Origin of the sequence: Dorea amylophila, assembly GCF_025567265.1 — a bacterium.
GTDB lineage: Bacteria > Bacillota > Clostridia > Lachnospirales > Lachnospiraceae > Dorea_A > Dorea_A amylophila.
This window is the reverse complement of the sequence record NZ_JAOQJW010000004.1, coordinates 65246-87774: the sequence shown is the minus strand read 5'-3', so window position 1 is coordinate 87774 and position 22529 is coordinate 65246. Positions and strand designations below refer to the sequence as shown.

The following is a 22529-nucleotide window of genomic DNA, read 5'->3' as shown; positions in this document are numbered from 1 at the left end:
CATATGATAAAGATTGAAAATCTGGTACATAACTATACAATATGGAAAGATGAAAATACAAAAAGTGAGAAGACAGTGTTGGACGGAATATCATTAGATATTCCGTCTGGTCAGTTTGTGGCAATTTTAGGGCCGAATGGTTCCGGTAAGTCTACATTAGCCCGGCATTTGAATGTATTACTGCTTCCGGATGAAGGGACAGTATGGATTGACGGAAAGAATACACAGGCAAAAGAAAGGCTTTATGAAATCAGAAGCCGGGTTGGTATGGTGTTTCAGAACCCGGACAATCAGATTGTTGGCACCAGTGTAGAAGAAGATGTTGCATTTGGTCCGGAGAATAAAAATGTAGAGCCGGAAAAAATAAGAAGAATTGTAGAAGATGTTTTGCGGAAAGTAAAGTTGTGGGAGAAGAGAAAAACTCCGCCTTCCAAATTATCGGGCGGGCAGAAACAGAGACTAGCAACGGCGGATGCGCTGGCAGGACTCCCGGAATGTCTGGTGTTGGATGAACCGACAGCTATGCTGGATCCCTCTTCAAGAAAAGAAGTAATAAATATTGTGAAAGAATTGAATCAAAAAGAGGGAATGACGATTATCCTGATCACACATCATACGGATGAAGTCGTAGATGCGGATCGTATTATATTGATGAAGGATGGAAAAATAATCGGAGATGATATTCCAAAGAAAATATTTGCAGACCGCAGCCTGTTAAAAAGAGCGAAAATGGATATTCCGCCGGTTGTAGAATTGGGTATGCGGCTGAAAAAGCAGAAGATTGGATTGGATGAACCGGTTTTACATGAACAGGAAATGATCAGAAAAATTACAGAACTATATAGAAGTAAATGCGGAGGCTGGAAAGATGCTGCAAGGTAAACATATCACATTTTCTTATCAGGATCCGGCAAAAGGGAAGACAGATGTCCTGGCAGATGTTTCGTTTGAAATCAGAGAGCACGATTTTATAGGACTGATCGGTGCATCGGGATCAGGAAAGACAACATTGATTAAGCATCTGAATGGTCTGCTGAAGGCAGAATCGGGAGAAATCTTTTTTAAAGGTAAAAATATATACAGTAAAAAATATCCGCTTTCAGAATTGAGAAAAAAAGTCGGACTTGTATTTCAATATCCCGAACAACAGTTGTTTGGCAGGACAATTTTGAAAGATGTGATGTATGGTCCGCTGAATCTGGGAATGAGTGAAGAAGAGGCCGGAAAGTTAGCAAAGGAAAGCCTGGAACTGGTAGGGATTCCGGAAGAGTATTATCAGATGAGTCCGATGGAGCTTTCGGGAGGACAGAAAAGATGTGCTGCAATTGCAGGTGTATTAGCGATGCAGCCGGAAATACTGGTGCTGGACGAACCGGCAGCAGGGCTTGATCCTGAGACGAAACATGAAATATTTGAGCTGTTATGCAGGATAAGAGAGAAACGAAATAACGCAATTGTACTGGTATCACACCATATGGAAGATGTAGCGCAATTTGCTAACCGTGTATGGGTGATGTATAAAGGAAAGATCGCGATGGATGGCACTCCGGAAGAAGTATATTCCAGAGTGGAAGAACTGGAAGAAATGAACATTGGAATTCCGCAGATCACACATTTGACCTATTCGCTGATAAAAGAAGGCGTGCCTTTGCCACGGCCGGCAATCAGTGTGGAAGAAGCAGAAAAGATGCTGGCAGAGATTTTGAAAGAGGAGAAACCATTATGATTCGGGATATTACGATTGGAAGATATTATGATTCGGAATCTGTGATTCACCGGATGGATCCGAGAACAAAATTGATGGGAGTTCTGGTATATATTATTTCGCTGTTCCTTGTGAAAAATGTCTGCTGGTATATCGGATGTCTGATAGTAATGCTTGTCCTTTATAAGGCCGCGGGAGTTCCATTTGGATATTTGTTGAAAGGATTGCGGGGAATTCTGCTTTTGCTCTGCTTTACGTTCCTATTCCGTATGTTGTACACGCCGGGCGATCCGCTTATACAGGTCTGGATATTTACGATAACAAAACAAGGAATATTAAAGGCAGTACAGATGACAGCAAGGATTGCCCTGATGATTTCGGGTGCATCTCTCCTTTCTTATACTTCAACTCCGAAAGAACTTGCGGATGGTTTGGAAAAAGCGTTTTCCGGATTGGAAAAAACAGGGATTCCTGTGCATGAAATGGCGGTCATTGTGATGATAGCGTTCAGATTCATTCCCATCATGTTAGAAGAATTAAATGTTTTGATGGATGCACAGGCAGCCAGAGGCGCAAAATTTGAAGATGGCAATATACTGGAAAAATGTAAAGGTGTCATGACGTTATTGCTTCCATTGTTTCTGCTGACGGTACGAAGGTCATCGGATCTGGCAATGGCAATGGAAGCCCGGGGGTATACAGGAAGCGGAAAAACTTCAAGAATGTATCCATTGGTATATAAAAAAGAAGACAGGGTGGGATACCTTGCGATTTTGATATATATTAGTGTTTTCATAATTGCAAGGATAAGTTCCTTGTCTTTTTAGAAGTTATGATATATAATGCAAGTGAAACAAATTTGTCATAAAGAAACAGAGATGCTTATGGCAGTAAGAATTGGAGGAATAACATATGTTAGTATCAGCAAAAGAAATGCTCGATAAGGCAGTAGCAGGTCACTACGCAGTAGGACAGTTTAACATCAATAACTTAGAGTGGACAAAATCTATTCTTCTTACAGCAGAAGAGTTAAAGTCACCAGTTATCTTAGGTGTATCTGAGGGTGCCGGAAAATACATGACCGGATTCAAGACTGTAGCAGCTATGGTTAAAGCTATGATGGAAGAACTTAACATCACAGTTCCGGTTGCATTACACCTTGACCACGGAACATACGAAGGATGTAAAAAATGTATCGATGCAGGATTCTCTTCAATCATGTTCGATGGATCTAAATATCCAATCGAAGAGAATGTGGCAAAGACAAAAGAACTGATTGCTATTTGCAGAGAAAAAGGAATGTCTATCGAAGCTGAAGTAGGATCTATCGGTGGAGAAGAAGACGGAGTTATCGGTAAAGGTGAATGTGCTGATCCTAATGAATGTAAGATGATTGCTGACCTTGGTGTTGATATGCTTGCAGCAGGTATCGGTAATATCCACGGAAAATATCCTGCAAACTGGGAAGGATTAAGCTTTGAGACTCTGGATGCTATCCAGAAACTGACTGGCGATATGCCATTAGTTCTTCACGGAGGTACAGGAATTCCGGAAGATATGATCAAGAAAGCAATCAGTCTCGGTGTTGCAAAGATCAACGTAAACACAGAGTGCCAGCTGTCATTTGCTGATGCTACACGTAAATATATTGAAGCAGGAAAAGATCTGGAAGGAAAAGGATACGATCCTCGTAAACTCCTGAAACCAGGTGCTGAAGCTATCCAGGCAACAGTTAAAGAGAAGATGGAATTGTTCGGTTCAGTAGGAAAAGCTGAATAATCAGTAAATTTTCACTTGCCTTTTTTGACTGGTTGAGTTATACTAACTGGCATAGGAAGAACAAAGGCGTTCCAACGAAAGTTGGAGTGCCTTTTTTCATACTATGGTATGCACAGAAAGTGTATAAGAAGATTATATGCATACCATAGTGTGAAACTTATACTATAAATAACAATGAGAAAGGAAACGAAGAGACATGAGTGAAGCAATTAATGTAGCCAAGATATTTGGCGAAGACGTGTTCAATGATACTGTAATGCAGGAACGTCTTCCGAAAAAAGTCTATAAGGATCTGAAGAAAACAATTGAAGAAGGTAAGGAATTAGACCTTGCTACAGCAGATGTAATTGCACATGAGATGAAAGAATGGGCAATTGAGAAGGGGGCTACACACTATACTCATTGGTTCCAGCCTCTGACAGGTGTAACTGCTGAAAAACATGATTCATTTATTTCAGCACCTCTTCCGAATGGAAAAGTACTGATGAGTTTTTCGGGAAAAGAACTGATCAAAGGAGAACCGGATGCATCATCATTCCCATCAGGCGGACTTCGTGCAACGTTCGAAGCAAGAGGATATACAGCATGGGATTGTACATCACCGGCATTTGTAAGACATGATGCAGCAGGAGCAACACTTTGCATCCCTACAGCATTCTGTTCATACAAAGGAGAGGCACTTGACCAGAAGACTCCACTTCTTCGTTCTATGCAGGCAATCAATGAGCAGTCACTGAGACTGTTAAGATTGTTTGGAAATACAACATCTAAGAAAGTAACACCTTCCGTAGGACCGGAGCAGGAATATTTCCTTGTAGATGCTGAAAAATTCTTACAGAGAAAAGACCTGATCTATACAGGACGTACACTGTTCGGAGCAATGCCTCCAAAAGGGCAGGAGTTAGATGATCATTATTTCGGAACCATCCGTCAGAGAATCGCAGGATTTATGAAAGATGTCAATGAAGAACTCTGGAAAGTCGGTGTTACATCTAAGACACAGCATAACGAAGTTGCACCTGCACAGCATGAACTTGCACCAATCTATGCAGAGTGTAATGTAGCGCTGGATCACAACCATATTATCATGCAGACACTGAAGAGAGTTGCATGCCAGCATGGTATGAAGTGTTTACTCCATGAGAAACCGTTCGCAGGAGTTAATGGTTCCGGTAAACATGATAACTGGTCTCTTACAACAGACGACGGAAAGAACCTGTTAGAGCCAGGCAAAACACCACATGAAAATATTCAGTTCTTACTGGTACTTACCTGTATCCTGAAAGCAGTTGACAGACACGCAGATCTTCTTCGTGAATCTGCAGCAGATCCTGGTAATGATCATAGACTCGGAGCTAACGAGGCACCACCGGCAATTATCTCTGTATTCCTCGGAGAACAGTTAGAAGATGTACTGGAACAGCTGATCAGCACAGGCGAAGCTACACATAGTCTGAAAGGCGGAAAGCTTCAGACAGGAGTTGATACACTTCCGGATCTTGCAAAAGATGCAACAGACCGTAACAGAACATCACCATTTGCATTCACAGGCAACAAATTCGAATTCCGTATGGTAGGTTCCCGTGATTCTATTTCAGGACCAAACGTAGTACTGAATACAATCGTTGCAGAAGCATTCTCAGAGGCTTGTGATGTCCTTGAAAAAGCAGATAACTTTGATGAAGCAGTTCATGACCTGATCAAGAAATATGCAACAGAGCATCAGAGAGTGGTATTCGACGGTAATGGATACTCAGATGCATGGGTAGAGGAAGCTGAAAGACGTGGACTTCCAAATATCAGATCTATGGTAGAAGCAATACCTGCCCTGACTACAGACAAGGCTATCAATATGTTTGAAAAATTCAAAGTATTTACAAAAGCTGAGCTGGAATCCCGTGCAGAGATCAAATTTGAAAGCTATGCAAAGGCAATCAATATTGAAGCACGTACTATGATCGATATGGCAAGCAAACAGATTATTCCTGCAATTATTAAATATACGAAAGAACTTGCAGATACAGTAGTTGCAGTAAAAGAAGCCGGCGCAGATGCATCTGTTCAGGCAGAACTTCTGACAGAAGTATCCGGATTATTAGCAGAGTCTAAGAAAGCGCTGGAAGCATTGAAAGTTGTCACAGATCAGGCAGCAGCTATGGAAGAGGGAGAAGATCAGGCAAGATTCTACCACTTCGATGTTGTACCTGCAATGGAAGCACTTCGTACTCCGGTTGACACACTGGAGATGATCGTTGACAAAGAAGCATGGCCAATGCCTTCTTATGGAGATCTTATCTTTGAAGTATAATCAGAGATGGAAGATTATCTGTTAGACGAAGAAAATATTTTAGAAATACATTAGAAAAATTTAAGAACCCTGGACTTGGAATGGACACATGATTGTGATATTCTAAGTTCAGGGTTTTTGAATACCAAAGTATGTTAAAATCCTGCAAGGAGGGCAATCATGACGAAAAGAGAATTTTTAGATAAATTAAAAAAAGCACTTGTCAATGACCTTTCGGGAAGTGTAATACAGGAGAATGTGAATTATTACAACGATTATATTACGGAAGAAGTGCGGAAAGGACGCAGAGAGTCTGATGTGATCGAAGAACTGGGGGATCCATGGGCAATTGCGAAGAATATTATTACTTCGGAAGAAATGAAAGGAAACACACAGGAATCATATGACAGCTATGAGCCGGGAAGACGAAGAGAGAATTCTTATGAACAGGACTATGGCAGCGAATCCGGGTACAGGGGCACACACGTCTTTGGACTTGATACCTGGTGGAAGAAACTGGTTCTGATCCTTGGAATTATAGGAATTGTTGTATTGGTTGCAGCGGTGGTCGGAGGAATTATCAGTCTGCTTGCACCGATATTCGTACCGCTTCTGATCGTGTGTCTGATTATTAAGCTGATTAACGGTAGGAGAAGGTGAATAGATAATAAGTAAAAGACCGATGGGGGAGCCATCGGTCTTTTGAGGGGAGTATAAATAATTAATAAGGGGTTGTAGAAAGTGTCCTTTCTACACCAACAGTATAATATAGTAAAAAATAAAAATCAAGAAAAATATTAAAAAAATCTTAATATGTGCCGGGATGCATAATTGGAAAATGTCAGGACATACTAATCACGTAACAAAAAGTGATTAGGAGGAATTCAAAATGGCTAAAAATTACAATTCATCAGAAAACTGTCATAACGAGGCGGACAAGAACACATCGAACAGAAATGCATCCAGAAACACATCGAACAAGAATGCATATGGAAAGAATGCATCGGACAGAAATGTAACAGACAAGAATGCAAACAACAAAAATGCATATGACAAAGATGCAAAAGATAAGAATTCATACAATTATGGAAATGAGAACAGCAGCTACTAGAAAAAAGAGTTTCCGGGCAGGATGTACGAAAGTGCGTCCTGCTTTTTTGCCACCATGTATGTGTAACGAATTTCCAAAAACAGGAGACCGGGTGGAGAACCGGGAGGTTCTATATGTGAAATGGGTTGACAAAGAGAGGCGGTTATCAGTAAGATAAGTAAGTAGAAAATAATAGATGGAATGCAGTTGTACTGCATGAATAGAGCAGATAATGGAGAATTGAATGAAAAAAATGGAATTGATCGCTCCCTGTCATTTTGGGCTGGAAGCGGTATTAAAACGAGAGATACTGGATCTGGGATATGATATCTCGGAAGTAGAAGACGGAAGGGTCGGTTTCTGGGGAGACGCAGAGGCAATCTGCCGTGCGAATATATTTCTCAGAACAGCGGAGAGAGTTCTTCTAAAAGTAGGCAGCTTTAAAGCAACAAGCTATGAAGAATTATTTGAGAATACCAGAGCGTTGGACTGGGAAAATTATATCCCGGAAAATGGAAAATTCTGGGTTGCAAAAGCGGCATCTGTAAAGAGTAAATTATTCAGCCCGTCGGATATCCAGTCAGTGATGAAAAAAGCGATGGTAAGAAGAATGCAGCAGAAGTACCAGGTAGAATGGTTTGCGGAAGACGGAGCAGCATATCCGGTCCGTGTCTTCCTGAAAAAGGATGTTGTGACGGTTGGAATCGATACATCCGGTGTATCTCTGCATAAAAGAGGATACCGTGAAGTATCAGGAAAAGCACCGATCACAGAGACACTGGCAGCAGCACTGATCATGCTGACTCCATGGCATAAGGACAGAATTCTGGTAGATCCGTTCTGCGGAAGTGGTACATTTCCGATAGAAGCAGCAATGATCGCAGCGAATATCGCACCGGGGATGAATCGTTCCTTTACGGCAGAAGAATGGACGAACTTGATCCCGAAGAAGCTCTGGTATGAGACGGTAAATGAAGCGAATGAACTGATTAACGATGATATCGAAGTTGATATCCAGGGATATGATGTAGACGGATCTGTGATCAAGATCGCGAGACGTAATGCGAGAGAGGCGGGTGTCGATCATCTGATCCATTTCCAGGAAAGAGATGTGAAAGATTTAAGTCATCCAAAGAAATATGGATTCATCATTACGAATCCGCCGTATGGAGAAAGGCTGGAAGATAAGAAGGATCTGCCGGCATTATATAAGGCATTCGGAGAGAGCTTTAAGAATCTGGATTCCTGGTCTGCGTATATGATTACATCTTATGAAGATGCAGAACGCTATTTCGGACGGAAAGCCGATCGTAACCGTAAGATTTATAACGGAATGTTAAAGACATATTTTTACCAGTTCTTAGGACCAAAGCCGCCAAAGGCCGGACGTCCGTCGGACAGACAGGAGAAGAAATAAGATGGATAAAATTATATTTGCAACTGGCAATGAACATAAGATGACAGAGATTCGTGCGATCTTAAGTGATCTGGGAGTGGAGATTCTTTCTCAGAAAGAAGCAGGAATCAAAGCAGACGTGATAGAGGATGGAATGACATTTGAAGAAAATGCGATGATCAAAGCAACAGAGATTGCAAAGATCGCACATGAGATGCCGGAGTATGCACATGCAGTCGTTCTGGCAGATGATTCCGGCCTGGAGATTGATTATCTGAATAAAGAACCGGGAATCTATTCTGCGAGATATATGGGAGAAGATACTTCGTATGATATTAAGAATCAGGCCCTTCTGGACCGTCTGGACGGTGTGCCGGATGAAAAGCGTACAGCAAGATTCGTCTGTGCGATTGCAGCAGCTATGCCGGATGGTTGCTGTGAAGTAGTCAGAGGAACGATGGAAGGAATTATTGGACATAAGATTGCAGGAGAGAATGGATTCGGCTATGATCCGATCTTCTTTCTTCCGGAATGCGGATGTACCAGTGCGGAACTATCGCCGGAAAAGAAGAACGAACTGAGTCACAGAGGGGAAGGATTGAAAAAAATCCGTAAAATCCTGGAACAGAGATAGAATTCAAAAGAAACAGACAAAAGAAGCAGACAGAAGAATAGTTAGGATAAGAGAATATGAAGATACTGATCATAAGTGATACGCATGGGGCACACAGAAATTTTGACCGTGTGATAGAAAAAGAACAGCCGCTGGATATGTTGATACATCTCGGCGACGTAGAAGGCGATGAGGATTATATTCCGGCAGTTGCGGACTGTCCGGTACATATGGTGCGTGGAAATAATGACTTTTTTTCCGGTCTTCCGGGAGAGGAAGAGTTCATGATCGGGGGCTATCATATATTTATTACACACGGACATGGATATTATGTATCTATGGGAGAAGAACGACTGAAACAGGAGGCAAGAGGGCGTGGTGCCGACATTGCAATGTATGGGCATACACACCGGCCGTTTTATGAAAAAGAAAAAGATCTGATTACGTTGAACCCGGGAAGCCTCTGTTATCCAAGACAACAGGGGAGAAAGCCGAGTTATATGCTCATGCAGATTGACGACAACGGAAAAATGGAGATTACACAGGAATATCTGAATCCGTAAAGGGAGAGTCCGGAAAATCCTTGTATTTCAAGGGTTTCCGGACTACTTGAAGAAAAAATAAAAAAAATGAAAAAAGTTGTTGACATTTAGTTGGCACTCATATATAATATGTCTTGTGTCACGGAGCGGTAACAAAAAGTGATACAAAACAACACCATCGGGGTGTGGCTCAGCTTGGCTAGAGCGCCTGGTTTGGGACCAGGAGGTCGCAGGTTCGAATCCTGTCACCCCGATACGTCATGCGGGTGTAGTTCAATGGTAGAACACCAGCCTTCCAAGCTGGATACGTGGGTTCGATTCCCATCACCCGCTTTCCTGAAACAATTTGTTTTGGGTGTGGTTAGAGATATGAGTCTGTAGCTCAGCTGGATAGAGCAACGGCCTTCTAAGCCGTAGGTCGAGGGTTCGAATCCCCCCAGGCTCGTTTAAACCACAAAATTTAATACGGTGATACTTAGTTGGACAAAAGACAGTTCGATAAGTAATATGGTGGGTATGGTGCAGTTGGTTAGCGCGCCAGATTGTGGTTCTGGATATCATGGGTTCGAGTCCCATTACCCACCCTTTTTCTTTATTATTGGGCTATCGCCAAGCGGTAAGGCACAGGACTTTGACTCCTGCATTCGTTGGTTCGAATCCAACTAGCCCAGTTTATTATGGGCGTGTAGCTCAGGTGGTAGAGCACTTGACTTTTAATCAAGTTGTCCGGGGTTCGAATCCCCGCACGCTCAGTATTTAAAAACGCAGATCTTTCAAAATAAGAAGGATTTGCGTTTTTATTAAGCGGATGTGGCGGAATTGGCAGACGCGCTAGACTTAGGATCTAGTGTCCACGACGTGCAGGTTCAAGTCCTGTCATCCGCATGAAAAGATAATCCCGAGAACAGTATGATATGATGCAGTTCTTCGGGATTTTTTGTATACGAAGGTATACAGGAGAATCTGCTGCCGGTAGTTCTCTTTATATAAAAAAGAAAGGAAAAAATATATGAGAAGAGTAAAAAGAGTTATTGTGCTGATTTTGATCGTGATGTTATGCATGCCGCTGCTGCCGGGAGTGCAGACCGAGGCTGCAGATGGGGGAAAACATCTGGATGTATTATTTACGCATGACACACATTCGCATCTGAACAGCTATTCTACGATCGTAAATGGGAAACAAAAAGAGGTCGGAGGCTTTGCAAGGATCAAAACATTGATCGATGAAAAGAAGAAAGAAAATCCGGATACACTTATCCTGGACGGAGGAGATTTTTCCATGGGAACCCTGATCCAGACAGTGTACACAACAGAAGCGGCAGAACTTAGGATGCTTGGATATCTGGGCTGTGATGTTACGACATTTGGCAATCATGAATTTGATTACCGTTCCGGCGGACTTGCAGATATGCTGAAGACTGCAAAGAATTCAGGGGAGACAGTTCCGAAACTTGTAGTGTGTAATGTAGACTGGGATGCCATGGAAAAAGAGGGATTAAGCAAAGGGCAGAAACAGATAGAATCCGCATTTGAGACATATGGAGTAAAGGATTATGTGGTTATTCAAAAAGGCGGTGTAAAGATAGCGGTTCTTGGGGTATTCGGGAAAGATGCATTAGAATGTGCACCTACCTGTGAACTTGAGTTTAAGGATCCTGTGGAATCAGCAAAAAATACAGTAGAAGAGATTAAGAAAAAAGAAGATGTCGATATGATCGCATGCGTTTCACACAGTGGGACATGGGAAGATGAGAAAGTATCAGAAGACGAGACTCTGGCGAAAGAAGTACCGGATATTGATCTGATCATCAGCGGGCATACACATACGCAATTAGACCAGCCAATCAGACATGGGAATACTTATATCGTATCCTGTGGGGAATACGGTAGAAATCTTGGAAGCATTTCCATGACCCAGAAGAAAGATAAACGCTGGAAAATGAATACTTATAAATTGATTCCAGTAACAAAGAATGTAAAATCTGATCAGGCAGCCCAAAAGCAGATTGATAAATTTATGGATACTGTTGATACCAATTATCTGGTAAATTTCGGTTATACAAAAGATCAGGTGCTTGCAGAAAATGATATTAAGTTCAACAGCCTTGGGGAAATGGAAACAAAGCATGAAGAACTGAATCTGGGAGACATTATATCTGACGCCTATGTGTATGCGGTGGAAAATTCCGAAGGATATGATGGCAGGCCGGTAGATGTGGCGGTTGTGCCAAGTGGAACGGTGCGTGACACATACACAAAAGGTGATATTACGGTAGAAAAGGTTTATAATTCTTTCTCGCTGGGGATCGGTAAAGACGGTCTTGCCGGTTATCCACTGATCACTGCATATTTAACCGGAAAAGAATTAAAGCTGGTAGCAGAAGTAGATGCGTCTGTTTCTGATTATATGACGACTGCAAGATTATATTGCAGTGGAATGAACTTTACTTATAATCCGCACCGCATGATTCTGAATAAAGTAACAGACTGCTATCTGACCAAAGACGGGAAGAGAGAAGAGATACAGGATGATAAATTATACAAGGTTGTGACAGATCTGTATACAGGACAGATGTTGGGCTCTGTCACGGATGTATCATATGGATTATTAAAGATTGAACCGAAGGATAAGAATGGTAAGCTGCTAAAGAATCTGGAAGATGAGGCAATTACAGACGGTAAGACAGAATTAAAGGCATGGGTGGCAATTGCAAGATATATGCAGTCGTTTGAAGACACAGACGGAGACGGAATAGCAAATGTTTCTGATTACTATAGTACGACACACGGGCGGAAAGTAGTGGAAGACAGCAGGAATATTGCAGATCTGTTAAAACATCCGAATAAATTTGCCGGAATGATCGTGGGAATCTGTGCGGGACTTCTTTTTCTGATTATAGTGATTATCTGGCTGATACGAAAGTTGATCAGAAAAATCCGTGTTAAAAAGAAAAAATAAAAGAAATGAAAAAACACCGGGCATTCAATTCTGCCTCGGTGTTTTTTTGACTATTTTATAATAAATTTCCGGATTATACAGCTTACAACTCCTGCGGCACAGATTGGAAGTAATGTATTCTTTAAACTTCCGTAAACAGTCAATGCACTCTGGATTCCCTGGAGTGCGGCAGGAATCTGCGGAATGAGACTTGCAAACACAGCAGACAGATAAGAGCCGGTTGCGATAATGATAAAGGATGTAAGCCCCCGGCCGTTATCGATGGTATTTCCATCACGGCCCTGCTTCCTGCTTCCGCCGAGAACACAGAAAAAGATAATAATCTCATAAAGCAATAATACTCCGGCAACCGCAAGATAGGCGATCAGTTCCTGATCTGCAGCTGTCAGACGGGAAATAATGTTACCAAAAGGACCTATATTTGTCAGGAAATGCAGTCCCAAAAGATAAATGATCCATGCGATCAATAGCAGCGTTCCCATTCTTAACAGAAAATTGATAAATTTGAATAAGATTTTTCCTCCCGTTTTTGCGGTTTTTGCAACCGGTTTTGCGACATTTGGAATTTTAACCCCACGTTTTTTTCGGCGGTTTTTCTCTTTTTTACGACCATTGCGGGAATCATCATAATCATCATCCATGGCAATGTCATCATCATAAAGCTCATCATCTAACTCATCAAGGAAATCCTCATCATAATAGCTGGTATCAAAGAAATTATCTTTTCCTTTTTGATTCCTGCTTTTTCTGGAAGTTTTCCTGTTTTTATCCTTTAATTTTTTTGTTAATCTGTCATAATCATTTTTTCTGATATAATCGGTATGATCAATATCGGATAATCCGGATAATACATCACGGTAATCATCATCATCGTCATCATCGATAGAGATGTCTGGAAGATCACCTTCGTAGATCACTTCGAAATCATCGTCAAAAACATCAGAAGCAGTTGGTGTTTTTTTCTTGTTATTTAAACTCATTGTTAATCCCTCCTATTTATACCCATCTTCTATTTTATAATGTTTGAAAAAAACTCTCAAGAGTGGTCACAGAATATTCACGAAGTTGTAAGAAAAAATTTAGATTTGTATTATATGAAATAAAAGCTTAACAGATCTGAAAAAGAAGTTTGTTGAGAAATAAAGTGGAATCACGTATAATAAAATTTATTAATATAATGACAAAGAAGGAGAGAGGATATTTGACAGAGTTATATTATTTCGCATTATCATTTTTTGTATATGGATTCCTGGGATGGTGCACGGAGGTCGCATATGCAGCAGCAAAACAGGGCAAGTTTGTAAACCGTGGATTTTTGAATGGACCGATCTGTCCGGTATATGGAATAGGGGTTGGTGTTGTAGTACAGTTTCTGACGCCGGTTGAGAATAACCTGGTGTTGCTGTATATCAGTTCTACCATACTTGTGACTGTGATCGAAGGGATTACCGGATTTTTGCTGGAGAAGATCTTTCATAATAAATGGTGGGATTATTCGGAACAGCCATTGAATATTGGTGGATATGTATGTGTGTTGTTTTCGCTGATCTGGGGAGTGTTCTGCGTCCTGATCGTGAAGATTATCCATCCGCTGATTTACAAAGTGCTGACGATGATTCCGCTCGTTCTGGGAATTGTAGTTATGGCGTGTCTGGCGGTCGGACTTCTTGCGGATCTGTATGTAACAGCTTCCGGTATCCTTAAGATGAACCGCAGACTGGAAGCAATGGAGAAGATTGCAGCCGAGCTGAAGGAACTGTCTGATAAGGTCGGCGAGAATATCTATGAGAATGTAATGGAAGGTATGGAATTCAGGGAGGAGAAGAAAGCTCGTATAGAGGAATTAAAAGAGAAATACGAAGAGATGGCAGAGAACCGTACAAAAGTTGGTGAGCGTCTCGTGAAGGCATTCCCGAAGATGCAGGTCGGGCAGCATAAGGAGATATTTGAGGAACTGCGGGAGCGCATAAAAAGAAGTAAATAAAATCATAATTCAGAAAAAATAAAAAACCTTGAAGAACAAATCTTCAAGGTTTTTTCATGCGGAAAAAGGGACTTGAACCCTCACAGGATTGCTCCCACTAGAACCTGAATCTAGCGCGTCTGCCATTCCGCCATTTCCGCTTGACAAAAAGTATCTTATCATAGTCTGACGGAAAATGCAAACATTTTTTGTGAAAAATTGAAATTTTTTTAATTTTTTCTTCAAATCTAATGGATTTCGATTCCGTTTACTTCCAGATGATCATCGATTGCAATTACCAGACAGCGGCGTCCATCGATATCACGCGTCTCTACCAGATCGGCTCGTTCCGGATTAACCTTAACTACCACATCCGGTGTCTCAATCTGGAAAGTCTTAGCACTGGCGATGTTGGATGCGAGCAGGGTTCCGTGTATGCCGACTGTCTCATCGAATTCATCATCGAATGATTCCAGCTTCTCTTCGGCAACTCCGCTGCGTGTCAGGAGCTTTCTGACATCAGTTTTGGATAATTCCAGCGGTTCCGGTTCTTCCTTGGACTGTTCGATCATTTCATTTAAATTATCATGGATGTTACGGACCACTTCGTAGTCACTGTCTTCGCCCAGGGTATCACTTACGATTGCCTGGAAGGTTGTCTTCTGATCACCGGCAGTCAGTGGAGTAGTGCTTCCAAGGACGTGTTCTACGAAATATGGCTGTAATTCTTCTGGTTTCTTTGTGTAATAAAGGACATTATGTAAGTCCGTTGCACGATCCTGGAATGCAGGGAATAAAAATCCTTTGACCGGAGCTTCTACGAACCAGTCGCGGATACGGTCTTCAATGTTATTTGTCTGTGCATTGTAAGTAAGTCCGGCTTTCGTAAGATTGACCGGACAGATGCTGCAGAGGATGTGCTCATATACGGTATCGGAGGCGTCCTCCATCTCCAGACCATCTTTGGTCTTACCGGGAACATCGTATACGGCATGGATCAGGATGATGTAGTAGTTTTCGCCGTATTCATAACTTTCCACGACCTTATCATAGAATTCCTCCAGAAGAAGGTCATCCTGAAGTTTACTGTCCTTTAATCTCATAAGAAATTCCTGTGTGCCGCCATTCAATTCCTGGTCGAGCGGGAATTCCATATTGATGAGGTTCTTTCCAATTGTTCCGGAAAGGGTGTGTTTGAAGATGTCAAAATATTTGAAAGCCTCTTCTTCGGGTAAAGATAAGAAGGCTTTTTTCATTTCCATTTTTTTCTCTTTTTCGTGATCCACATAACATCCGCAGATGCGTGTGATGGCACAGTTTTCAGGAGAAAACTGTCTGCGGATCTCTAGAACTTCTTTTTTATTCATGCTATACACTTCCTTATCATAGGCTGGGAGGATACCTTAAAGCTTCTATATCAGATATCCGGTCCTGCGTTATAAAATGTTAGCATATCAGAGAGGAAAAAACAATCTTTGACCATTGTAAAAGATGAGATGGGAACGTATAATAGTAAATAGAATATACCAAAATACGTAACTATCCGATACTTGAAAAAGATGGGGAAGGGGATAGTTATAGTAAAAAAGAAAGGGAAAAAGAATATGGGAAATATATTCGACATTTTAGGACCGGTAATGGTAGGTCCATCCAGCTCGCATACAGCAGGGGCAGTCAGGATCGGTATGGTGGCAAGACAGTTATTCGGCCGTCAGCCGGAGAAGGCGGAGGTTATCTTGCATGGCTCGTTTGCCGCAACAGGAAAGGGACATGGAACGGACAGGGCATTGATTGCCGGTTTATTGGGGATGATGCCGGATGATATGCGCATACCGGACAGTTACGAAGTTGCAAAAGACATGGGGATGGATTTTGTAATGAAGAACAAGAACATTAAGGGTGCACATCCGAATACTGCTCAGATTATTATGGAAGCAGAAGGTGTGCCGCAGATGAAGATCCAGGCACATTCCATCGGAGGCGGACGCATCTGTGTCTGTAAATTGGATGGGATTGATGTAAATTTCAGTGGAGAGAGCTGTACACTGATCATCCGGAATGTGGATGAGCCGGGACGGATCATGGAGGTGGCCGCTGCACTCAGTAAAGCTGAGATCAATGTGGCGACCATGCAGGTATTCCGTGACAAGCGTGGCGGAACGGCTGTTATGGTTGTAGAGACAGATCAGGTGATTCCGCAGAGTGCGATCGATGAACTGGAGAGCAAGCCGGGAATTATCCGTGTGAAATTTCTTGATCCGAACGGATCGGTATAGATAATGGAGGAAAAGAAGATATGTCATATCAGTCAATGGAAGAGGCGAAACTGAGAGGGGAAAAAGAGAACATTCCATTCTGGAAAGCAATCCAGTTAGAGGATGCACAGGAGAGGGATGTGAAGATAGAAGATTCCTGGGAAAAGATGAAGTATATGTGGCAGTCCATGCTGGATGCGCTGGATGCCTATGAACCGGACAAGGTATCAAGAAGTGGTCTGGTCGGAACAGAAGGCGGGCTTATGGACAATTACCGTGAGAATGAAGAACCGTTGTGTGGGGATTTTGTCTCAAAGGTGATGTCTAATGCACTGAAGATGGGGTGTAATAATGCCTGTATGAAACGAATTGTTGCGGCACCCACAGCAGGAGCCTGCGGTGTACTTCCGGCAGTACTTGTTACTTATTATAAAGAATACAATGTTCCGGAAGAAAAGATGATAGAAGCCATGTATGTGGCAGCCGGACTTGGTCAGATCATTGCCAACCGGGCATATCTTGCGGGAGCATCGGGAGGATGTCAGGCAGAGATCGGTTCCGGTTCGGGAATGGCAGCCGGGGCAATCTGCTATATCAAAGGCGGAGATACGGATCAGATCGGACATGCCTGTGCGATGGCATTGAAGAACCTGATGGGACTTGTATGTGATCCGGTAGGAGGTCTGGTAGAGGTACCGTGTGTGAAACGTAATGTAGGCGGTGCAGTGAATGCGCTGGCGGCAGCGGACATGGCACTGGCAGGGATTACAAGTAAGGTACCTGTTGACCAGGTGATAGATGCGATGAAAGAAGTCGGAGACAAGATGGACGTATCATTGAGAGAAACCGGTGTCGGTGGTGTTGCAGGAACACCTGCAGCACAGGAAGTAGTAGAAAAATTAGGGATGTAGCGCAAGCTACATCCCCTTTTTAAGAGAGCGTTGTTTTTAAATCGGTGCTATGAAAATAAGCGTGTGCTTTATCGAATAATTTGTTGCACAGGACCGTATAAACAGAACCAAACAGGTTGGCACCAATTCGGAGTGCTACTGCATATGGCATTCCAAACAGACCGGACGCAATGGAAAGCGCTCCAAATGTATTGAACACTGTCTGCCAGGAATATCCTGCCGAATATCCGACACCGATTCCGCCGATGATTCCGATATAGGCATACATAGACTCAGGAAGAACCGTATACAGAACAACGAATAACAGACCTCCTACGATGTTGAACATCCAACGCTTTCCGGAACGTGCGACACAGTCATTTGTAAACGGAAGACACACGGACATACATGCGATACCTGCCCACATAGCTCTTGGAAGTCCGAGCCGGGACATGATGAGCATCGCCGATGATACGATGAATGTCAGCTTGATATACCATCTGCTGCGTGCGGAATGAATGTTGAATTCCTGGAACAGATGAGAAAATTTACGCCGGTAAGGACGGTTCTTCTGATTCTTATAGAAAATGATCATGCAGAGGATCATTCCGACAAGGAGTCCTTCCAGTCTTAAAATGTAGGCATGTCCGCTTACATCATATCCAAATAATAATAGATAGCCAAGGACAAAAGTAGAGTGATTGTACATGATCACATTGTGGCATCCGAGGATCATCAGCAGCATGATACAGGCTGCATTAATAAAGAAGGCAGGAACCGGTGATACCATGTTGGCAAGACGGGGACCTGCCATAAGGATTGCGTAGATGCCTGCGATAGAGGCAAGCCCGTGCGTGGTACGGATTCCGAAATCGGCCTGCCTGAGAACCAGCACGGCCAGAAGCACGGTAACTCCGACAACACTGTTGTCATTTCCGATGAATTTACTATATAAAGATACAACGGCGACACAGAATATCATTACAAGATATACTTTAAAGTTGTAAATGAGTATGTGACGGCGTTTTTCTTTTTTATCGGTTGTGTTTTTAATCAGCTGTTTAGAGCCGGTCGAGCTTAGTTGTAGTTCCTGGTAAAATGTCATAATAAAATCTCCTTTATTTTTTTTGTGAAGAAAGAATCTCGTTCGCTTCACGGATTAGTTGGAATAAAGTCTCGAATTTCTCTTTCTTCATATTTTTCTGTAATGTATAGAGTGGATCCAGATAGTAATAGTACGTACGGTCAATCTCATCTTTTCCGGCACCGGTAATGCGGATGCAGTAACTGCGGCGGTCGGACGCAGAGGCCTCTTTACAGATAAACCCTTTGGATTCCAGATGGTCGGTCAGGCGGCTTACGATAGTCTTACTGATGCCCATAGCGCTGGTAATCTGTCTTGGGGTCAGTGGTTCTTCCGAAAGCGCGATCCGGAACAGAAAATCAATCTCCTGAGCAGAAGTGTGCTCTGATTTTCCGGATTTCCGGATCGCCATGCTTGCGAAATGCCGGAGGTCGCCCTGTTTTGATACGATATCAGTCCAGTTTTTGTCTTTCATAGTTGCTCCTTTATAATAGTTTACTTTGTAAACAATTGCGATAAGTACTATAATAGATATAGAAGGAAATGTCAAGGGGATTTATGGAAGTACCTTTGGTCTATAAAAATAAAAAAGTTTGTAACGAATTGAGAAAAAATGACTCTTAATAGTAAAAGAAGATATAAATGAGAGAAGAGAGGTGAGTTCATGGAATCTTTTGAGGAAGTATATCAGAAATATTTAAAAGAGGTATATTGTTTTCTGCTGAGATTATCCGGAGACAGGGAAATAGCAGAAGAACTTACCCAGCAGACATTTGCCATTGCATTTGAAAAATTGGAAAATTTCAGAGGTGAATGTAAATTATCGGTGTGGTTATGTCAGATTGCGAAGCATGAATATTATGCGTGGACAAAAAAGCAGAAAAGATATGCAAATAAATTAGATGAAAATCATGCAGATCAAGGGGAGGATTTATTAAATGGCATAATCAATCAGGAAAATGGACAGATCATCCGAAAAATTCTACATGACTTACAGGAACCGTACAAAGAAGTATTCATGCTGCGGGTGATGGGAGAGGTATCATACAGAGATATCGGACAGTTATTTTCAAAAAGTGAAAGCTGGGCGAGAGTGACCTATTACAGAGCCAAGAAAATGATCGTAGAAAAGATGGGAGGCGCAGGCAATGATGAAATGTGAGATTATCAGAGATCTGATACCGTTATATCTGGATAAGGTATGCAGCGAAGATAGCAGAAAACTGGTGGAAGAGCATTTAGCAGAATGTAGTGAATGCAGGAAATATATGAAAGAATTAGAGACGGAACTGGAAGCGGTGAAACAGAAAAAAGAAGAAGACCTGGATGAAAAGCGGTTGTTACAGGAAGGAGCGGAGCGTATGAAGGAAATCGGCAGAAAAAGTATCGTAGATAAGATGATTATTGTGGATACATTACTAAATTTCTTATTGATCGTAACGGCTGTAGTATTGTGCAAACGGCAGATAGATATCGAAGGTGCCGATGCGGGATATTATATAGCAGCCATGGTATTCAGCTTTGGATTTATTATCACATTCTTCATATGTGACTGCATCACACTGGTTCAGAAATGGAAGAGAAGAAAAATGCGGACGGAGTGGGAGTATAAACAGATCCCGATCTGTGAAAGTTATGCGAAGATATCTATAGGCGTAAAAGTAATCATTGTATTTATGCTGGTATGTGCGGCTTGTATATTAGGATTTTCACAGTTTGGAGGAGTATTTTCTATTTAATGCACTAAGTAAGCCAAATCCCCGAACCGTAATAAAAGGTTAGTTCTCCATTTAATTATTATGGCATGCGAAACCGCAGGAATAAACTTACAAGGTCCTATCCTGTGCATACGGACTCATGGTTGGTAATTCTTAAGTAAAAAAGTTGACCGTTTGCTCACAAAAAATCCACTGTCTGAGACGAATGTCGAGTTTGGATTTTTTGTGAGCTCGTTTTTAGGTCAACTTTTTTGCTTTAGAATTTCCCCATGTTGGAGTCAGCACAGGATAGGATCTTGTAAGTTTATTCCGATCGGTGATAGCCGCCATAATGCATTAAATAGAAACTTGACAACTATAGTTGTCATCTGTTAGAATCTAAATGACAAGAAAAATTGTCAAAATATGATTGATAAAGGAGATGAGCATTTGCCTTTACTAAACCGATTGAAGGAATACAGATCAAGACTTGGCGTCAATCAGACCGAGATGGGAAAGCTCGCAGGCGTATCCAGACAGACGATCAGCCAGATAGAGAGAGGAGACTATTCGCCGTCAGTAACACTCGCATTAAAGATTGCGAAGATTTGTGAAGTCAGTGTAGAAGATATTTTTATATATGAAGAGGAGATAAGATTGAAAATGAGAAGTAGAGGGTATCCATTCCCTTAAGCACACGACAAATAAGCCATCTTTCGGTGGCTGCTTTAAAAATTGAATATTGAGAAGTTAAGGTTATGCGGTTGCTGACTTGATTTTATAACCCTGATTTCTTGCGATAAGGATTGCCTGTTCTACCGTAATTTCACGGTCAACTGGAGGCAGGTCTGATTTCCTGTAAAGTTCTGCATTATAGTTTTCGCCGTTCTTCAACATGTGGTATAATGCGGTAAGAAGCATTCTTGCTATGGCAATGATTGCTTTCTTGTGACCGCGACGCTTTTTGAGACGGAGATAACGGTTACGCATTTCAGGATGCTTTGAGCTTTTAACAACAGCGTTTGCGCACTGTACTAAAAGCGGCTTGATATAGCATCCGGCTTTGGAAACCCGGACAGATTTTTTCTTCCCTGCGCTTTCATTGTTGGTCGGAGCAAGACCAGCCCATGAGCATAAGTGTTTCGCCGAAGGAAAAGCCTCCATATTGGTACCGATTTCGGAAATAATTCCGATGGCAGTGAAGTCACTGCTGATACCAGGAGCGGTTTGAAGAATGGCGAGTTCCTGCTGATAGGGAGCGGCGAGCGCAAGAATGAGTTCTTCAAGCTCTGCTTTCCGGGATTCAAGGCTTTCATAATGAGCCTTGATTATCTTGAGTTTTCCTGCTTGTTCCGGTGTGATATAGCCGTCAATGGCATCACGCAGTTCGGGAAGTTTCTTTTTCAAACTTTTGAAAACAAGGGGTTCAAGGTCAAAGGAAGTATCTTCAGGGTTTTCTAAAATCTTATCCAGTATTGCCTGAGCAGATTTGCCGAAGGTGTCCGAAACAACGTTTCCCAACTGGATATTGGAAACCGTGAGACAGTTCTGCAAACGATTCTTTTCGCTTGATTTGAAGCAGGTCAGTTTGAAACGGTAGCGCATAAGGTCACGAAGCTGGCGGATGTCAGCAGGAGGCATAAAGCTACCGGCAACAAGGTCATGCTTAAACAGGTCAGCAATCCATTTGGCATCTTTCTTGTCAGTTTTCTTTCCACGGATAGCCTTAACATACTTTGGATGAGCAAGGACAATCGAACAATCTTTTTCGAGAATGTTATAAACAGGAATCCAGTATTTACCAGTAGATTCCATACAGACATCCTTGCAATTATGTTCGAGTAGCCATTGTAACAAATTTTTCAAACCTTTCGTGTAGGTAGAAAAACGGTGGCGCTCGTAAGAGGTAACGCCGTGCTTGTCAGTAGAAGCAATGCAGGCGACTACAAAAGTCTTGTGGACATCAATGCCACAACAGATTTTGTACACGATTTTTAAAGCCATAGGGACTCCTTTCAGAACCAGAGCGGTTCGCTAAAGATTATAGGGAGAGACGGAATTGACTGACTGTCTAAGCCATAAACGAAGTTGTTTAAACAGAGATAAGATTTCGTGCTTGGTGTCACACTTATTTGTGCCTGAAAAGACAGTCTACACATATAATGATACGGTCATCCGGCAAGCCGGACAGCCCACTCACCTCCTCGTGATTTGTAGTATACCGAGTTCCCTACAAGAAGAATTATAAAGAAAAAATAAGCTCAGGGAA

The 22529-nt window shown here is 42.1% G+C and carries 22 protein-coding genes and 8 tRNA genes; 24 read left to right on the top strand and 6 right to left on the bottom strand.

All coding sequences use genetic code 11. The features are described 5' to 3' along the window. Nucleotides 1-3 precede the first annotated feature (3 nt). The 18 genes from OCV72_RS03250 (at nt 4) to OCV72_RS03165 (ending at nt 12371) form a co-directional block, all read left to right on the top strand. The gene (locus tag OCV72_RS03250) at nt 4-882 is read left to right on the top strand and encodes an energy-coupling factor transporter ATPase (protein ID WP_055281893.1); all 879 of its coding nucleotides are present in this window, start codon (nt 4-6) and stop codon (nt 880-882) included. Further along, the gene (locus OCV72_RS03245; RefSeq protein ID WP_055281891.1) at nt 869-1726 is read left to right on the top strand and encodes an energy-coupling factor transporter ATPase; all 858 of its coding nucleotides are present in this window, start codon (nt 869-871) and stop codon (nt 1724-1726) included. The genes OCV72_RS03250 and OCV72_RS03245 overlap by 14 nt, the downstream gene beginning before the upstream one ends. Next, complete coding sequence (locus tag OCV72_RS03240) at nt 1723-2532, top strand: energy-coupling factor transporter transmembrane component T family protein (RefSeq protein WP_055281889.1); 810 nt, start codon at nt 1723-1725, stop codon at nt 2530-2532. The genes OCV72_RS03245 and OCV72_RS03240 overlap by 4 nt, the downstream gene beginning before the upstream one ends. Nucleotides 2533-2617: 85 nt before the next feature. Beyond that, the gene (gene fba, locus OCV72_RS03235; protein ID WP_055281887.1) at nt 2618-3484 is read left to right on the top strand and encodes a class II fructose-1,6-bisphosphate aldolase; all 867 of its coding nucleotides are present in this window, start codon (nt 2618-2620) and stop codon (nt 3482-3484) included. A gap of 196 nt (nt 3485-3680) precedes the next feature. After that, a complete protein-coding gene (locus tag OCV72_RS03230; protein ID WP_055281885.1) occupies nt 3681-5792 on the top strand; it encodes a glutamine synthetase III family protein in 2112 nt (703 codons plus the stop codon). A gap of 159 nt (nt 5793-5951) precedes the next feature. Continuing rightward, nucleotides 5952-6431, top strand: coding sequence for a DUF1700 domain-containing protein (locus tag OCV72_RS03225; protein ID WP_055281882.1), 480 nt, complete (start codon nt 5952-5954; stop codon nt 6429-6431). A gap of 229 nt (nt 6432-6660) precedes the next feature. Next, nucleotides 6661-6882, top strand: coding sequence for a hypothetical protein (locus tag OCV72_RS03220; protein WP_055281880.1), 222 nt, complete (start codon nt 6661-6663; stop codon nt 6880-6882). Between the two features lie 223 nt (nt 6883-7105). Then, nucleotides 7106-8278, top strand: a complete 1173-nt coding sequence (locus OCV72_RS03215; RefSeq protein ID WP_055281878.1) for a THUMP domain-containing class I SAM-dependent RNA methyltransferase — start codon at nt 7106-7108, stop codon at nt 8276-8278. A gap of 1 nt (nt 8279) precedes the next feature. Continuing rightward, nucleotides 8280-8891 carry an RdgB/HAM1 family non-canonical purine NTP pyrophosphatase gene (gene rdgB / locus OCV72_RS03210; RefSeq protein ID WP_055281876.1) on the top strand — a complete coding sequence of 204 codons (612 nt, stop codon included), beginning with the start codon at nt 8280-8282 and terminating at the stop codon, nt 8889-8891. A gap of 56 nt (nt 8892-8947) precedes the next feature. Further along, nucleotides 8948-9433: a metallophosphoesterase family protein gene (locus tag OCV72_RS03205; RefSeq protein WP_028086436.1), complete on the top strand. Its 486-nt coding sequence runs from the start codon at nt 8948-8950 to the stop codon at nt 9431-9433. Between the two features lie 158 nt (nt 9434-9591). After that, nucleotides 9592-9666, top strand: a tRNA-Pro gene (locus tag OCV72_RS03200). An 8-nt stretch (nt 9667-9674) separates the two neighbouring features. Then, a tRNA-Gly gene (locus tag OCV72_RS03195) sits at nt 9675-9745 on the top strand. Nucleotides 9746-9783: 38 nt separating this feature from the next. Beyond that, nucleotides 9784-9857 (top strand) — tRNA-Arg (locus OCV72_RS03190). A gap of 65 nt (nt 9858-9922) precedes the next feature. Then, nucleotides 9923-9996 (top strand) — tRNA-His (locus OCV72_RS03185). 15 nt (nt 9997-10011) lie between these two features. Further along, nucleotides 10012-10083: transfer RNA gene (locus OCV72_RS03180), tRNA-Gln, on the top strand. A gap of 8 nt (nt 10084-10091) precedes the next feature. Then, nucleotides 10092-10164 (top strand) — tRNA-Lys (locus OCV72_RS03175). Between the two features lie 52 nt (nt 10165-10216). Next, nucleotides 10217-10297: transfer RNA gene (locus tag OCV72_RS03170), tRNA-Leu, on the top strand. A 124-nt stretch (nt 10298-10421) separates the two neighbouring features. Further along, nucleotides 10422-12371 (top strand): bifunctional metallophosphatase/5'-nucleotidase, encoded by a 1950-nt coding sequence (locus OCV72_RS03165; RefSeq protein ID WP_055281874.1) that lies wholly within the window; start codon nt 10422-10424, stop codon nt 12369-12371. Nucleotides 12372-12421: 50 nt separating this feature from the next. Here the strand turns inward: OCV72_RS03165 and OCV72_RS03160 are convergent, their stop codons facing one another. Then, nucleotides 12422-13351: a hypothetical protein gene (locus OCV72_RS03160; protein ID WP_055281872.1), complete on the bottom strand. Its 930-nt coding sequence runs from the start codon at nt 13349-13351 to the stop codon at nt 12422-12424. Between the two features lie 197 nt (nt 13352-13548). Here OCV72_RS03160 and OCV72_RS03155 point away from each other — a divergent pair, with 197 nt between their 5' ends. Next, the gene (locus OCV72_RS03155; RefSeq protein ID WP_055282012.1) at nt 13549-14355 is read left to right on the top strand and encodes a putative ABC transporter permease; all 807 of its coding nucleotides are present in this window, start codon (nt 13549-13551) and stop codon (nt 14353-14355) included. 57 nt (nt 14356-14412) lie between these two features. On the opposite strand, the gene OCV72_RS03150 is transcribed toward OCV72_RS03155, so the two are convergent. Continuing rightward, nucleotides 14413-14495: transfer RNA gene (locus OCV72_RS03150), tRNA-Leu, on the bottom strand. A gap of 87 nt (nt 14496-14582) precedes the next feature. Next, complete coding sequence (locus tag OCV72_RS03145) at nt 14583-15701, bottom strand: DUF4317 domain-containing protein (RefSeq protein ID WP_055281870.1); 1119 nt, start codon at nt 15699-15701, stop codon at nt 14583-14585. 237 nt (nt 15702-15938) lie between these two features. Here OCV72_RS03145 and sdaAB point away from each other — a divergent pair, with 237 nt between their 5' ends. Together sdaAB and sdaAA are read left to right on the top strand one after the other, a co-directional pair. Next, complete coding sequence (gene sdaAB / locus OCV72_RS03140; protein WP_028088076.1) at nt 15939-16610, top strand: L-serine ammonia-lyase, iron-sulfur-dependent subunit beta; 672 nt, start codon at nt 15939-15941, stop codon at nt 16608-16610. A 20-nt stretch (nt 16611-16630) separates the two neighbouring features. After that, complete coding sequence (gene sdaAA / locus OCV72_RS03135) at nt 16631-17500, top strand: L-serine ammonia-lyase, iron-sulfur-dependent, subunit alpha (protein ID WP_055281867.1); 870 nt, start codon at nt 16631-16633, stop codon at nt 17498-17500. A gap of 19 nt (nt 17501-17519) precedes the next feature. Here the strand turns inward: sdaAA and OCV72_RS03130 are convergent, their stop codons facing one another. After that, nucleotides 17520-18584 carry an FUSC family protein gene (locus OCV72_RS03130; protein ID WP_055281865.1) on the bottom strand — a complete coding sequence of 355 codons (1065 nt, stop codon included), beginning with the start codon at nt 18582-18584 and terminating at the stop codon, nt 17520-17522. A gap of 13 nt (nt 18585-18597) precedes the next feature. Further along, nucleotides 18598-19038, bottom strand: coding sequence for a MarR family winged helix-turn-helix transcriptional regulator (locus OCV72_RS03125; protein ID WP_055281863.1), 441 nt, complete (start codon nt 19036-19038; stop codon nt 18598-18600). Nucleotides 19039-19227: 189 nt separating this feature from the next. On the opposite strand from OCV72_RS03125, the gene OCV72_RS03120 reads away from it, so the two are divergent. The 3 genes from OCV72_RS03120 to OCV72_RS03110 all read left to right on the top strand — a co-directional run bounded on the left by OCV72_RS03120 (nt 19228) and on the right by OCV72_RS03110 (nt 20953). Further along, nucleotides 19228-19725 (top strand): RNA polymerase sigma factor, encoded by a 498-nt coding sequence (locus OCV72_RS03120; protein ID WP_055193515.1) that lies wholly within the window; start codon nt 19228-19230, stop codon nt 19723-19725. Continuing rightward, nucleotides 19712-20302: a zf-HC2 domain-containing protein gene (locus tag OCV72_RS03115; RefSeq protein WP_055281861.1), complete on the top strand. Its 591-nt coding sequence runs from the start codon at nt 19712-19714 to the stop codon at nt 20300-20302. Before OCV72_RS03120 ends, OCV72_RS03115 begins: the two co-directional genes overlap by 14 nt. 408 nt (nt 20303-20710) lie before the next feature. After that, nucleotides 20711-20953 carry a helix-turn-helix transcriptional regulator gene (locus tag OCV72_RS03110; protein WP_055281859.1) on the top strand — a complete coding sequence of 81 codons (243 nt, stop codon included), beginning with the start codon at nt 20711-20713 and terminating at the stop codon, nt 20951-20953. 63 nt (nt 20954-21016) lie between these two features. Here the strand turns inward: OCV72_RS03110 and OCV72_RS03105 are convergent, their stop codons facing one another. After that, entirely contained in the window at nt 21017-22264 is a 1248-nt protein-coding gene (locus OCV72_RS03105) for an IS110 family RNA-guided transposase (protein WP_055055893.1), read from the bottom strand. Nucleotides 22265-22529: the final 265 nt, after the last annotated feature.

Excerpts from the sequence above, each read along its gene's own strand:
- OCV72_RS03250 (WP_055281893.1), top strand. The coding sequence starts at position 4 with ATGATAAAGATTGAAAATCTGGTACATAACTATACAATATGGAAAGAT.
- OCV72_RS03245 (WP_055281891.1), top strand. The coding sequence starts at position 869 with ATGCTGCAAGGTAAACATATCACATTTTCTTATCAGGATCCGGCAAAA.
- OCV72_RS03240 (WP_055281889.1), top strand. The coding sequence starts at position 1,723 with ATGATTCGGGATATTACGATTGGAAGATATTATGATTCGGAATCTGTG.
- fba (WP_055281887.1), top strand. The coding sequence starts at position 2,618 with ATGTTAGTATCAGCAAAAGAAATGCTCGATAAGGCAGTAGCAGGTCAC.
- OCV72_RS03230 (WP_055281885.1), top strand. The coding sequence starts at position 3,681 with ATGAGTGAAGCAATTAATGTAGCCAAGATATTTGGCGAAGACGTGTTC.
- OCV72_RS03225 (WP_055281882.1), top strand. The coding sequence starts at position 5,952 with ATGACGAAAAGAGAATTTTTAGATAAATTAAAAAAAGCACTTGTCAAT.
- OCV72_RS03220 (WP_055281880.1), top strand. The coding sequence starts at position 6,661 with ATGGCTAAAAATTACAATTCATCAGAAAACTGTCATAACGAGGCGGAC.
- OCV72_RS03215 (WP_055281878.1), top strand. The coding sequence starts at position 7,106 with ATGAAAAAAATGGAATTGATCGCTCCCTGTCATTTTGGGCTGGAAGCG.
- rdgB (WP_055281876.1), top strand. The coding sequence starts at position 8,280 with ATGGATAAAATTATATTTGCAACTGGCAATGAACATAAGATGACAGAG.
- OCV72_RS03205 (WP_028086436.1), top strand. The coding sequence starts at position 8,948 with ATGAAGATACTGATCATAAGTGATACGCATGGGGCACACAGAAATTTT.
- OCV72_RS03165 (WP_055281874.1), top strand. The coding sequence starts at position 10,422 with ATGAGAAGAGTAAAAAGAGTTATTGTGCTGATTTTGATCGTGATGTTA.
- OCV72_RS03160 (WP_055281872.1), bottom strand. The coding sequence starts at position 13,351 with ATGAGTTTAAATAACAAGAAAAAAACACCAACTGCTTCTGATGTTTTT.
- OCV72_RS03155 (WP_055282012.1), top strand. The coding sequence starts at position 13,549 with ATGACAAAGAAGGAGAGAGGATATTTGACAGAGTTATATTATTTCGCA.
- OCV72_RS03145 (WP_055281870.1), bottom strand. The coding sequence starts at position 15,701 with ATGAATAAAAAAGAAGTTCTAGAGATCCGCAGACAGTTTTCTCCTGAA.
- sdaAB (WP_028088076.1), top strand. The coding sequence starts at position 15,939 with ATGGGAAATATATTCGACATTTTAGGACCGGTAATGGTAGGTCCATCC.
- sdaAA (WP_055281867.1), top strand. The coding sequence starts at position 16,631 with ATGTCATATCAGTCAATGGAAGAGGCGAAACTGAGAGGGGAAAAAGAG.
- OCV72_RS03130 (WP_055281865.1), bottom strand. The coding sequence starts at position 18,584 with ATGACATTTTACCAGGAACTACAACTAAGCTCGACCGGCTCTAAACAG.
- OCV72_RS03125 (WP_055281863.1), bottom strand. The coding sequence starts at position 19,038 with ATGAAAGACAAAAACTGGACTGATATCGTATCAAAACAGGGCGACCTC.
- OCV72_RS03120 (WP_055193515.1), top strand. The coding sequence starts at position 19,228 with ATGGAATCTTTTGAGGAAGTATATCAGAAATATTTAAAAGAGGTATAT.
- OCV72_RS03115 (WP_055281861.1), top strand. The coding sequence starts at position 19,712 with ATGATGAAATGTGAGATTATCAGAGATCTGATACCGTTATATCTGGAT.
- OCV72_RS03105 (WP_055055893.1), bottom strand. The coding sequence starts at position 22,264 with ATGGCTTTAAAAATCGTGTACAAAATCTGTTGTGGCATTGATGTCCAC.